The 12,567-nt window shown below is 66.8% G+C and carries 11 protein-coding genes; 6 read left to right on the top strand and 5 right to left on the bottom strand.

Going from position 1 to position 12,567, the window contains the following annotated elements:
• The first annotated feature begins 5 nt into the window (after positions 1-5).
• From MTY59_RS16655 to MTY59_RS16635, 5 genes are read left to right on the top strand one after another with little or no spacing between them, the layout of a single operon-like run.
• On the top strand, positions 6-818 hold the full coding sequence (locus MTY59_RS16655) for an enoyl-CoA hydratase/isomerase family protein (RefSeq protein WP_221042127.1): 813 nt from the start codon (positions 6-8) through the stop codon (positions 816-818).
• Entirely contained in the window at positions 809-1,609 is an 801-nt protein-coding gene (locus MTY59_RS16650; RefSeq protein ID WP_221042126.1) for an enoyl-CoA hydratase/isomerase family protein, read from the top strand. The genes MTY59_RS16655 and MTY59_RS16650 overlap by 10 nt, the downstream gene beginning before the upstream one ends.
• Positions 1,609-3,072, top strand: a complete 1,464-nt coding sequence (locus tag MTY59_RS16645; RefSeq protein WP_221042125.1) for a class I adenylate-forming enzyme family protein — start codon at positions 1,609-1,611, stop codon at positions 3,070-3,072. The genes MTY59_RS16650 and MTY59_RS16645 overlap by 1 nt, the downstream gene beginning before the upstream one ends.
• Complete coding sequence (locus MTY59_RS16640) at positions 3,062-4,630, top strand: class I adenylate-forming enzyme family protein (RefSeq protein ID WP_221042124.1); 1,569 nt, start codon at positions 3,062-3,064, stop codon at positions 4,628-4,630. The genes MTY59_RS16645 and MTY59_RS16640 overlap by 11 nt, the downstream gene beginning before the upstream one ends.
• Entirely contained in the window at positions 4,623-6,164 is a 1,542-nt protein-coding gene (locus tag MTY59_RS16635) for a class I adenylate-forming enzyme family protein (protein WP_221042123.1), read from the top strand. The genes MTY59_RS16640 and MTY59_RS16635 overlap by 8 nt, the downstream gene beginning before the upstream one ends.
• A 27-nt stretch (positions 6,165-6,191) precedes the next feature.
• Here the strand turns inward: MTY59_RS16635 and MTY59_RS16630 are convergent, their stop codons facing one another.
• Genes MTY59_RS16630 through fabG form a run of 5 tightly spaced genes read right to left on the bottom strand, consistent with a single transcriptional unit; the run spans position 6,192 to position 11,254 of the window.
• On the bottom strand, positions 6,192-6,884 hold the full coding sequence (locus MTY59_RS16630) for a GntR family transcriptional regulator (RefSeq protein WP_221042122.1): 693 nt from the start codon (positions 6,882-6,884) through the stop codon (positions 6,192-6,194).
• 4 nt (positions 6,885-6,888) lie between these two features.
• The gene (locus MTY59_RS16625; protein ID WP_221042121.1) at positions 6,889-8,082 is read right to left on the bottom strand and encodes an acyl-CoA dehydrogenase family protein; all 1,194 of its coding nucleotides are present in this window, start codon (positions 8,080-8,082) and stop codon (positions 6,889-6,891) included.
• 24 nt (positions 8,083-8,106) lie between these two features.
• Positions 8,107-9,306 (bottom strand): CoA transferase, encoded by a 1,200-nt coding sequence (locus MTY59_RS16620; protein WP_221042120.1) that lies wholly within the window; start codon positions 9,304-9,306, stop codon positions 8,107-8,109.
• On the bottom strand, positions 9,303-10,523 hold the full coding sequence (locus MTY59_RS16615) for an acetyl-CoA C-acetyltransferase (protein WP_221042119.1): 1,221 nt from the start codon (positions 10,521-10,523) through the stop codon (positions 9,303-9,305). The genes MTY59_RS16620 and MTY59_RS16615 overlap by 4 nt, the downstream gene beginning before the upstream one ends.
• A complete protein-coding gene (gene fabG, locus MTY59_RS16610) occupies positions 10,520-11,254 on the bottom strand; it encodes a 3-oxoacyl-ACP reductase FabG (protein ID WP_221042118.1) in 735 nt (244 codons plus the stop codon). Before fabG ends, MTY59_RS16615 begins: the two co-directional genes overlap by 4 nt.
• 128 nt (positions 11,255-11,382) lie before the next feature.
• Between fabG and MTY59_RS16605 the strand changes: the two genes are divergently transcribed.
• The gene (locus tag MTY59_RS16605) at positions 11,383-12,555 is read left to right on the top strand and encodes an acyl-CoA dehydrogenase family protein (RefSeq protein WP_221042117.1); all 1,173 of its coding nucleotides are present in this window, start codon (positions 11,383-11,385) and stop codon (positions 12,553-12,555) included.
• Positions 12,556-12,567 lie beyond the last annotated feature (12 nt).

The raw sequence follows: 12,567 nt of genomic DNA, 5'->3' as shown, positions 1-12,567 counted from the left end.
GATCAATGCCCACTGATTCGTTCGACACGATCAAGTACGAAGTCGACGGGCACACCGCGACTGTCACCCTGAACCGCCCGGATGCGCTCAATGCGCTCAGCCCACACATGATCACCGAGCTGCGAGCCGCTTACGACGAGGCCGAAAACGACGACAACGTATGGCTGACCATCGTGACCGGCACCGGCCGCGCGTTCTGCACCGGCGCCGACGTCAAAGAGATCCCCGAAGACGGCAAAGTGATCTACGAGCGGCCGTACCTGTCCACGTACGACCAATGGGAGGCGCCCCAGGAGGGCACGCCGCCGTTCCGCACCATGGCCAAGCCCGTGCTGACCGCCGTGAACGGAATCTGCTGTGGCGCCGGGATGGACTGGGTCACGACGACCGACATCGTCATCGCTTCCGAGCAGGCGACCTTCTTCGATCCACACGTCAGCATCGGATTGGTGGCCGGCCGGGAACTGGTGCGGGTGTCTCGGGTGTTGCCCCGCTCGATCGCGCTGCGAATGGCCTTGATGGGCAAGCACGAGCGAATGAGCGCACAACGCGCCTACGAGCTCGGGCTGATCAGCGAGATCGTCGAGCACGACAACCTGCTGGAGCGAGCTCACGAGATCGCCGAGATCGTCAATTCCAATGCGCCGCTCGCTGTTCGGGGCACCCGACTGGCGATCCTCAAGGGCCTGAACGTGCCACTGCACGAGGCGGAGATACTCGCCGAAACTTTCCGCGAACGTGTGCTGCGCACCGAGGACGCGGCCGAAGGCCCCAGGGCGTTCGTCGAGAAACGCAAACCGAATTGGCAATGCCGATGACCTTCGAAACCATCCTGCTCGACGTCGACGCGGACAGCCATGTCGCCACCATCACGCTGAATCGCCCCGATCAGCTGAACGCGTTCAACCGCACCATGTGCGAGGAGATGGCCCGCGCCTGGCGCACGGTCAAACTCGACGAGTCGGTGCATGCGGTGGTGCTGCGGGCGGCCGGAGACCGCGCGTTCAGTGCCGGGCTTGACATCAAGACACCGTACGGCCAGCCCGAAAACATCTGGAACCACGAGGATCCCGGGGAGCTGCTGAGCCCCAAGTGGCAGAAGATGTGGAAACCGGTGGTCTGCGCGGTTCAGGGAATGTGCACCGCTGGCGCGTTCTACTTCGTCAACGAGTCCGACGTGGTCATCTGCGCAGAAGACGCCACGTTCTTCGACTCTCACGTGTCGGCCGGCCTGGTCTGCGCACTGGAGCCGGTCGGCCTGATGCGGCGGATCGGACTGGGCGAGACGTTGCGCATCGCCCTGATGGGCAACGACGAGCGTGTCAGTGCCGACACAGCGCTGCGAATCGGACTGGTCTCCGAGGTCGTCGCCGCCGACCAGCTGTGGAACCGCGCCCACGAGATTGCGTCGACCATCGCCGCCAATCCGCCGACCGCGACCGCGGGCACCGTCAAAGCGATTTGGGAGTCGCTGGACAAGCCGTATCGCACGGCGATGGCGCAGAACTTGATCTACACCCGGCTGGGCAACCCGCTGGGCACCGCCGAGCTGGCCGCTCAGAGCGATTCGGAAGCCCGCGGCTCCGCGCGCACACCGAAGATTCGCTGATGTCGCGTCACCCGCTGGTTCAACGCATCGCCGACGTGCTCGACCTGGAACCGGACGCGCACGCCATCGAGTATGGCGGCCAATGGATCTCCTGGGCCCAACTCGCCACATCGGCACACCGCATCGCCGCGGTCACCGCCGGAGGCGAGATCGGGATGCTGTTGCGCAACCGGCCGGGACACGTGGGCGCGTTTCTGGGCGTGCTGCTGGGCGGCGGAACGGTCGTGGTCATCAACCCCTCTCGCGGCGACGAGCGCACCAAGACCGACATCGCGGGACTGCAGCTCCCCGTGATCGTCGGCGAGCGCGACGATCTGGCGACGCTGGTTGCCGCGGGCACGCCGACGATCACGATTTCGCGCCTGCTGGACGACGTCGACGTGTCCGCGCCGCCCACCGGCGGCACCCCGTCGCCGTCCGGTGTCGCGGTGCGCATGCTGACCAGCGGCACCACGGGCCCGCCCAAGCGAATCGATCTGGGCTACGACATGTTGGCGCGCAGCGTGATGGGGCCGGATCCCGAACAGGCTGCGCCGCCTCGAGAGCTGCGCCGAGGCGTCGCGATCGTGAACTCGCCGCTGGTGCATATCGGCGGCGTGTTCCGGGTGCTGCAATGCATCGCCGAGGCGCGAGCGTTCGTGCTGCTGGAACGATTCGAGCTGAACGCTTGGGCCGCGGCGGTGCGCAAGTATCGGCCCCGCGCGGCGTCGCTGGTACCGGCCGCCCTCCGCACCGTCTTGCACTCCGATATTCCGCGCGCCGACCTTCAGAGTCTGAAGGCCGTCACCTGCGGGACGGCGCCGCTGTCGGCAGAGGATGCCGATGCCTTCACCGAGAAGTACGGCATCCCGGTGTTGACCTCCTATGCGGCAACCGAATTCGGCGGTGGTGTGGCGGGCTGGACCCTTGCCGAGTACCAGCGGTACTGGCAAACCAAACGAGGCAGCGTCGGTCGGGCCAATCCGGGCGCCCAACTCAGGGTCGTGGCCGACGACGGAACCCCGTTGGGCCCGGGCCAAGTCGGCCTGCTGGAAGTCAAGCCGGGCCAACTGGGGCCCGCCGCGCAGTGGATGCGGACCACGGATATGGCACGGATCGACGCCGATGGGTTTCTCTGGATCGTGGGCCGCGCCGACCAGGCGATCATCCGCGGCGGTTTCAAGGTGATGCCCGACGACGTCCGCATGGCACTGGAGAGACACCCCGCAGTGGCCGGTGCGGCCGTGATCGCCCGACCTGACGAGCGGCTCGGCGAGACGCCGGTCGCGATGGTTGAGCTACGCGAACGAGCCGACGCCGACGCGCTGGTGGAGTATCTACGAGAGCGGCTGGCCCGCTACGAGATACCCACCGAAATCGCGATCGTTGACGCCATCCCCCGGACACCCTCGGGGAAGGCCGATCTCGGTGCAATTCGGGACTTCTTCCGCGAGCCCGCGGTGCAGCGCGACCATGCCCGTTGATCCGTTGACAGTCGCCGAGATCCTGCGGCAGCAAGCACGTTTACGCGGTGATCACCCGCTTCTGGTCTGCGATGCCGATCGGATCAGCTACGCCGAGGCCGATGTCCGGTCGGCGGGACTCGCCCGCGGTCTGATTGGCCTCGGCGCCGGCAAGGGAACCCATGTGGGGCTGCTGTATCCGAACGGACCCGAGTTCGTCGTCGGGATGCTGGCCGCGGCGCGAATCGGTGCCGTGGTGGTCCCGTTCTCCACCTTCGCCACCGCCCGCGAGCTGCGCGAGCAACTGGTCGACAGCGATGTGGGAATCCTGTTGACTGCCGCATCGTTTCGCTCTCACGATTACGTGCAGCGACTGTCCGAGATATTCTCCGGCGCCGATCTCGGGTTCCGGTTGTGGTGTGCCGCGGCACCGCAGCTGCGCCACGTGGCGATCACTCACGAGCCGGTGCACCGGCTGGCCGACGCCGTCGATCCGGCGCTGCTGACGGCGCTGGAAGATGACGTCGCGGAGGGTGATCCGCTCGCGATTGTGTACACGTCGGGCTCCACTAGCGCCCCGAAGGGGGCGGTGCACACGCACGGCAGCCTGCTCGCGCATCAGCGCAACCTCAACCGGATCCGGGGCTTGACGGCCGACGACAGGCTGTTCTGCAACTCGCCGTTCTTCTGGATCGGCGGGCTTGCGTTCGGCCTACTCGCGGCCTTGATGGCCGGATCGACCTTGGTGTGTTCCAACGCCACTGATGCGGGGGCGACGCTCGACCTGTTGGAAGCCGAAAAGCCCACCGTCACGAATGGATTCGTGACCGGGATCGCCCACCTGGCCGACCATCCGAGCTACCCTCGACGTGACCTGGCGTCGATGCGGCGCGGCAACCTATACCCGATCATGGCTCCGGGCGCGCGCCCGGCCGACCCGGAACTGCGGCACAACATGCTGGGGATGACCGAGGCCGGCAGCGTCGTGCTTATCGGTGATGACGAATCCGACCAACCCGAACACCGGCGCGGCTCGTTCGGCAAGCCGGCACCGGGATTCGAGACCAAGGTCATCGATCCCGACAGCGCGGCCGCCGTTGCGGTCGGCGAGGTCGGCGAACTGTGCCTTCGCGGGCCGTACCTGATGCAGCGCTACTACAAGCGCAGCCGGGAAGAGTGTTTCGATGCCGACGGTTGGTTCCACAGCGGCGATTTGGTGCGCATCGATGCCGACGGATTCGTCTATTTCGTCGGTCGGCGCAGCGCGATGATCAAGACGGCGGGCGCCAACGTCTCGGCAGCCGAAGTGGAAAAGACCATCACCAGGGTCACCGGCGGGGCGCCGGCCTATGTGATCGGCATCCCCGACGCCCGGCGCGGGCAAATCGTCGCCGCGGTGGTCGTGCAGCCAGGAGGAGCCGCGGATTTCGACGCAGCCGCACTGGTCGCATTGCTGAAAACGGAACTGTCCGCGTACAAGATTCCCAAACGGTTCCTCGCCCTACGCGGCGCCGAGATTCCGCTGCTGTCCAGTGGCAAGGTCGACATGCGGCGACTCAGAGAGCTCTTCGATGTCTAGCACCATCGACGAACTGGTGCGGTTGCGGGCCGACCACGACGGCGACGCGCCGATGGTGATCGATCCGACCTCCCGGATCAGTTACCACCAACTCGACTCCACCACAAAGGACTTGGCTGCGGTCTTCATCGAGGCGGGCGTGGGCAAGGGCACCCGGGTGGGACTCATCATGCCGAACAGCACCCGCTGGGTGCAGGTCGCCATCGCCCTGACCCGTATCGGTTCGGTGCTGGTCCCGCTGAGCACCCTACTGACGGTCGCGGAGCTGGCCGCGCAGCTGCGGGCGGCCGCGGTGCAGTTCTTGGTCAGCGTCGAGGAATTTCGCGGCCACCGCTACCTCGACGACCTCGCGACGGTGCGAAGAACCGATCTTCCTGCATTACACGAGATTTGGCCGGCCGACCGGCTCGATAACGCCGGCGCGAGCGCACAGGCCCGCAACATCGTCGGCCCCATGGCGTCGACGGTCACGCCCGCCGACCCGTTGGTGATCATGTTCACCTCGGGCAGCAGCGGTTCCCCGAAGGGAGTCATCCACTCGCACGGCAGCGCGTTGGGCGCCGTGCGGTCGGGCCTCGCGGCGCGGTGCATCACCGCCGAGACCCGGCTGTATCTGCCGATGCCCTTCTTCTGGGTGGGCGGCTTCGGCAGCGGAATACTCTCGGCCCTGCTGGCCGGCGCCACCCTGGTGACCGAAGAAATTCCCCGGCCCGAAACGACCCTGAAACTGCTGGAAGACGAACGGGTCACGCTGTTTCGGGGCTGGCCGGACCAGGCCGAGACGTTGGCGCGGCACGCCGGCAAGGTGGGCGCGGACCTGTCGACCCTACACGCGGGGAGCCTGCAGGCCGTGCTGCCGGCCGAGCAGCGCGCCCAGCCCGGCGCGCGCGCCACCTTGTTCGGCATGACCGAAGCCTTCGGCCCGTACTGCGGCTACCCCGCCGATACCGACATGCCCGCGTCGGCGTGGGGCAGCTGCGGAAAACCCTTCCCCGGCATGGAGGTCCGCATCGTCGACACCGACAGCGGCGCGCCCGTGGCGGCGGGCGCCACCGGGATGATCCACATCCGCGGACCGCACACGCTGCGCGGCATCTGCGGGCGAACCCGCGAGGACCTGTTCACCGCCGACGGCTTCTACCCCACAGGTGACCTCGGCCACCTCGACGAAGACGGATTCCTGTTCTATCACGGGCGATCCGACGACATGTTCAAAGTCAGCGGCGCGACCGTCTACCCCAGTGAGGTCGAGAGCGCCCTGCGCGCGATCGACGGCATCGACAACGCCTTCGTCATCAATGTTCCCGGCGCTGCGGGCAACCGGGTGGGCGCGGCGGTGGTGTGCCGTGCGCTGAGCGCCGACCAGCTGCGCCGCTCCGCCCGAACTCTGCTGAGCGCCTTCAAGGTCCCGACGGTGTGGCTGCTGCTGGATTCCGGCGACGACGTTCCGCGCGGCGGCACCGGCAAGGTCGACATCCGTCGACTGCGCGAGATGTTATCAGACCGGGCTCAGGGGACCCGGGTCCAGGGCTGACAGTTCTGCGTTGCCGCCGAGGCGGATTCACGAGGACGTTTGGCCGCCCCCGTCGGCCACCACCCCGCGCGCCACCAGGTGGTCGATCAACGGCACCGCGCCGGCGGCAAGGTGTTCCGACATCGCCGCGCGGGCGAGCTGGTCGTCGTGCTTTTTCAGCGCGGACAGGATCCGCCGATGGTCCTGCATCGATTGCTCGGGCCAGCCCTCGATGGCGGGAAACACCGATTCCGGGGCATACCGGGTGATCTGCGACATCAGCTGAGCGAGCTTGGGCGAGTCCGCCGCGACATTGATGGCGCGGTGAAATTCGTGATTCAGCCGCACGGTCCGTTCGTGTTCGTCGCCGGCATAGGCCTCCTCCAGCTGCGCCTGGATCTCCTTGAGCTCGTGCAGTTGATCATCGGTGATGTTGAGCGCGGCCCGCGCGGCCAACTCACCACCCACGTGCGCCTGCACGTTCGCCACATCGGTGACGTCGCGTCCGGTGACCGGCAACACCACGAAACCCCGGCGCGGCTGCTGGTTGATCAGGCCTTCGGCGCACAGCGCGAAAAGTGCCTCACGCACGGGTGTGACACTGATACCCAACTCGGCGGCCAATTGGTCCAACCGGACATACGATCCGGCGGCGTACGCCCCATCGAATATCCGCCCGCGGATGAGCCGCGCGACGTCCTCGGAAAGTTGAGGCCGCGCAGCGAATTCCGGAACGCTCATCTGCTTACACCTGATACTCGGCGAGCAGTCGCTTGCTGATGATGTTCTTCTGGATCTCGCTGGTGCCCTCACCGATCAGCAGGAATGGGGCGTCGCGCATCAGCCGCTCGATTTCGTATTCCTTGGAATAGCCGTAGCCGCCGTGGATCCGGAAGCTCTGCTGGGTTACCTCGGTGCAGTATTCGCTGCACAGGTATTTGGCCATCCCGGCGGCGACGTCATTGCGCTCGCCCGAGTCCTTCAGCCGCGCCGCGTTGACCATCATCAGGTGTGCTGCTTCGACTTTGGTGGCCATCTCGGCGAGCTGAAAGGCGATGGCCTGATGCTCGGCGATCGGCTTGCCGAAGGTCTGGCGTTGTTGCGCGTAGCGCACCGCGAGCTCGAAGGCACGAATCCCGAGACCACAGGCGCGCGCCGACACGTTGACGCGGCCGACCTCGATGCCGTCCATCATCTGGAAGAAGCCCTGGCCGGTGGTGCCGCCGAGCACGTCGTCGGGGCCGGCCCGGTAGCCATCGAAAATCATCTCCGTCGTCTCGATGCCCTTGTAGCCCAACTTCTCGATCTTGCCCGGAATGCGCAGGCCGGGAACGACTTCACCGAAACCGACCGGCTTCTCGACGAGGAACGCGGTGAGGTTGCGGTGGGGTTTGTCCGACCCCTCGTCGGTGCGCACCAGCACCGCCACCAGCGTGGAGGTGGCGCCGTTGGTCAGCCACATCTTCTGGCCGTCGATGGTGTAGGTGCCGTCGGTGTTCCGCCGTGCCCGGGTGCGGATCGCGGCCACGTCGGAACCCAGCTCCGGCTCCGACATCGAGAAGGCGCCGCGGGTCTCACCGGCTGCCATCCGCGGCAGGAACCGCTGTTTCTGCTCGTCGGTGCCGTGTTGGCGCAGCATGTACGCCACGATGAAATGCGTGTTCAGCACGCCGGATACGCTCATCCAGCCCCGTGCCAGCTCCTCGACGCACAGGGCGTAGGTCAACAGCGACTCACCCAGACCGCCGTACTCCTGCGGAATCATCAGGCCGAACAGGCCCATCTCGCGCATCTGGTCGACGATCGCCTGCGGGTAGGTGTCACTGCGTTCCAGTTCGGCCGCGTGGGGAATGACTTCCTTCTCGACGAATTTTCTTACGGTGGCGATGATCTCGGTCTGCACCTCGGTCAATCCGAGGGTCTGGGCGAGTTTGGTCATGTGCTGTGTTTCCCTTCCGGCGGCTCAGCAGGCGATGGTCTTGGCGTTGGTCAGGCGCTCGATGTCGGCGGCGCTCAACCCCAGGCGCGCAAGGACGTCGGCGGTGTCCTGTCCCAGGGCCGGCGCGGGAGCGCTGGCCGGATGTGTGCCGTCGAATGCGGCCGGCAGGCCCGGGGCGAAGTACTCGCCGAGACCGGGTTGCCGCAGCCGGGAAAACATCGGATTGTCGGTGACCTTGGGCCCCGCAGCTACCTCGGCGAAGGTGCGGTACCGCTCGAACAGCACCGTGGTCGCGGACAGCGCGGTGGTGATCTCGTCGGCGGTGTGATCGCTGAACCAGGTGGCGAACAGACTGGACAGCACGTCACGGTAGCGGTAGCGGTCGCCCTCGGACCCGAAATCCGCGCCCAGCGCCTCGGCGAGCGCCGACACCGCGGCGCCGGTGCCCGTCACCGCGAGCAGGTCGCGAAAGTGCCTGCCGGTCAAGGTGACCACCATGAACCTGGCACCGTCGCTGCTGACGAAGTCCTGCCCGTACTGGCCGTAGATAGCGTTACCCAGCCGTTCGCGTTGCGTCCCATTGACTTGCGGTTCGGTCAGCAAACCCAGGTTGGCCGCGGTGGCCAGGGCGACGTCCTCCAACGCCAGGCTGATCCGCGCTCCCGTCCCGGATTGCTCGCGGTGGCGCACGGCGGTGACGACCGCCAGCGCGGCGTACAGGCCGCAGCATACGTCCCAGGCCGGCAGCACGTGATTGATCGCTCCGCCATGATCGGTCGGACCGGTGACGAGCGGATAGCCCAGCCCCGCGTTGACCGTGTAGTCCACTCCGGTGGAACCGTCGCCGCGCCCGAGCAATTGAACGTGAATCACGTCGGGGCGCGTGGCCGCCAGCACTTCGTGGCTGAGCCAGGACAATCCCGCGGCGTTTGTCACCACGATGCCGTCACCCTCGACGATCAGCCGCTGGACCAGTTCATGGCCCTCCGGGGAACGCAGATCGATGGTGGCCGAACGCTTTCCCTTGTTCAGGCCGGTCCAATAGATCGAGGTGCCGTCCGCGGCCAGTGGCCACCGCTGCACATCGGATGCGCCGCCGATCGGGTCGACTCGGATGACTTCCGCACCAAGCTGACTCAGCGTCATGCCGCACAGCGGAGCGGCGACGAAACTCGACACCTCCACGACGGTGAGACCGTCCAGTGGCAACGCCGAAACGATCATCGCGATGCGACCCGTTCGAAGACGGCCGCCAGGCCCTGCCCGCCGCCGATGCACATCGTCTGCAGGCCGTAGCGCGCCTCACGGCGATGGAGTTCGCGTGCCAGGGTGGCCAGCATCCGGCCGCCCGTCGCGCCCACCGGATGGCCCAGCGAGATCCCCGAACCGTGCACGTTGGTCCGTTCGTGATCGGCGGCGCCGAAGTTCCACTCCCGCATCACCGCAAGCGCTTGCGCGGCAAAGGCTTCGTTGAGTTCGATGAGGTCGATGTCGGACAGCTGCAGGCCCGCCTTGGCCAGTGCGACCTCGGTCGCGGGCACCGGCCCGAGGCCCATGACGTTCGGTGCGACCCCCGCCACGCCCCAGGACACCAGGCGCACCAACGGCTTCAGACCGTATTCGTCGGCCTTCTCCGGTGTGGTGACCACGCACATCGATGCGGCGTCGTTCTGCCCGCTGGCGTTGCCCGCGGTGACCGTCGCCTCCGGATCATCCTTCAACAGAAGGGGTTTGAGCTTGCCCAGCGACTCGACCGATGTATCGGCGCGCGGGTGTTCGTCGGTGTCGATGAGTTCCTCGCCGCTGCGGGTGCGGACCGCGACTCCGATGATCTCCTCGGCCAGGACGCCGTCTTTCTGCGCGGCGACGGCGCGCTGGTGGGATCGCACCGCGAGCTCGTCCTGCTCCTGACGTGAAATGCCGTACTGGCGGCGCAGATTCTCGGCCGTCTCCAGCATTCCGCCCGGCACCGGGTAATTCCGGCCGCCGGCGGTGGTCCGTCCCCGGGCCAGCCCGTCGTGCACCTGTACACCGTTGCGGGCGCCGCCCCAACGCATGTCGGTGGAGTAGAAGGCGACATTGCTCATGCTCTCGCAGCCGCCGGCGACGACGAGGTCGTCGTCCCCGGCGCCCACCTGCAGGCACGCCTGGATGACCGCCTGCAGGCCCGACCCGCACCGCCGGTCGACCTGCATGCCCGGAACCGTCACCGGCAGACCGGAATCCAACGCCACCACGCGCCCGATCGCCGGCGCGTCGCTGTTGGGATAGCAGTGGCCGAGGATCACGTCCTGCACGGCGTCGGGCGCCAGCCCGGTCCGCTCGAGCAGGCCTTTGAGAGCGGTGACGCCGAGGTCTACGGCGCTGCACGCCTTGAACATTCCGCCGTAGCGACCGATCGGGGTCCGAACGGGTTCACAGATGACGGCCTCGGCACTCATAGGTGGCGGCCGCCGGTGATTTCCATAACGGTGCCGGTCATGTACGACGACAGATCCGAAGCCAGGAACAGCGCCACGCTGGCGACCTCGCTGGGCTCGCCGGCCCGGCCCATCGGCACCTCGGCGACCTTGGAATCCCAAATGCGCTGCGGCATGGCCTCTGTCATGGCCGAGCGGATCAGACCAGGTGCAATCGCGTTCACCCGGACGCCCAGGTAGGCCAGCTCTTTTGCGGCCGCCTTGGTCATGCCGACGATGCCGGCCTTGGCCGCTGAGTAGTTGGTCTGGCCGATCATGCCGACCTTGCCCGACACCGAGGACATGTTGATGATGGCGCCGCGCTTGTTTTCGCGCATGACGGCGGCGGCCAGTCGGGTGCCGTTCCAGGTACCCTTCAGGTGCACGTTGATCACCTGATCGAATTGCTCCTCGGTCATCTTGCGCATCGTCGCGTCCCGGGTGATGCCGGCGTTGTTGACCATGATGTCCAGGCCGCCGAAACGCTCGACCGCGGTCTGGATCAAAGTTTCGACGTCCGAAGACTGGGTGACATCGCACCGAACCGCGACCGCGACGTCATCGCCACCCAACTGCTTGGCCACCACCTGCGTTTCCTCGAGGTTGACATCGCCCAGTACCACTCGCGCGCCTTCGGCGACGAAGCGTTCAGCGATGGCCAGACCCAGCCCCTGCGCTCCGCCCGTGATTACCGCGGTCTGACCTGTCAACATCGCCACTCCGATCACACACCCTTCACTGTTATCGCCTACACCGGGCACCCGTAAGCCAAATATCATATTTGATATAGGATCCAGCCCTGAACCGGGGTGTCCCGGATCGAGAGAGGAGTGTGGAGCTTATGGCCACCGCCGAAGTCGCGGAAGTATCCGACGAGGACTTCCGCGAGATCCTCGCTCAGACAAGGCATTTCGTTCGCAGCGTGGTAGTCCCCCGGGAGCAGGAGATCCTCGACACCGACTGCGTCCCCGACGACCTGCGCGACGAGGCCAAGAAGATGGGCCTGTTCGGCTACGCGATTCCCCAGGAGTGGGGCGGCCTTGGCCTCAACCTGATGCAGGACGTCGAGCTGGCGATGGAGTTGGGTTACACGTCGCTGGCCTTGCGGTCGATGTTCGGCACCAACAACGGCATCGCCGGACAGGTGCTGGTGGGGTTCGGCACCGACGAACAGAAATCGCGCTGGCTCGAATCGATCGCATCCGGTGACGTCGTCGCCTCGTTCGCGCTGACCGAACCCGGCGCCGGATCGAACCCGGCCGGCTTGCGCACCAAAGCCGTTCGCGACGGCGATGATTGGGTCCTTTCCGGGCAGAAGCGCTTCATCACCAACGCGCCCGTCGCCGATCTTTTCGTGGTGTTCGCGCGTACCCGGCCCGCGGACGACCAGGGTCCGGGAATCGCCGTCTTCCTGGTGCCCGCGGACGCCGCCGGCGTCGAGGTGGGCGCCAAGGACGCCAAGATGGGCCAGGAGGGCGCCTGGACGGCCGACGTGAACTTCACCGACGTCCGCGTCGGCTCCGATGCCCTCGTCGGCGGCAGTGAGGACCACGGATACCGCGCGGCCATGACCTCGTTGGCCCGCGGCCGCGTACACATCGCGGCCCTGGCGGTGGGCACCGCCCAACGCGCGCTCGACGAATCGGTGTCGTACGCCGCCACCGCGACGCAGGGCGGGACGCCGATCGGAGGCTTCCAGTTGGTGCAGGGCATGCTCGCCGACCAGCAGACCGGGGTGATGGCCGGGCGTGCGCTGGTGCGCGAAGCCGCTCGGCTGTGGGTCGCCGACGAGGACCGCAGGATCGCACCGTCGGCCGCGAAGGTCTTCTGCACCGAAATGGCCGGCAATGTCGCGGATCTCGCGGTGCAGATTCACGGCGGCACCGGTTACATGCGCGGCGTTGCCGTCGAACGCATCTACCGGGATGTGCGGCTGCTGCGACTGTACGAGGGCACCAGTGAGATTCAGCGGTTGATCATCGGGGCGAATCTCGTCAAGGCGGCGCAGCGATAAGAGTGGCCGCGC

The organism is Mycobacterium senriense (assembly GCF_019668465.1).
GTDB classification, from domain to species: domain Bacteria; phylum Actinomycetota; class Actinomycetes; order Mycobacteriales; family Mycobacteriaceae; genus Mycobacterium; species Mycobacterium senriense.
The sequence above is the reverse complement of the archived record's forward strand: the minus strand, read 5'-3'. Positions and strand labels throughout refer to the sequence as shown.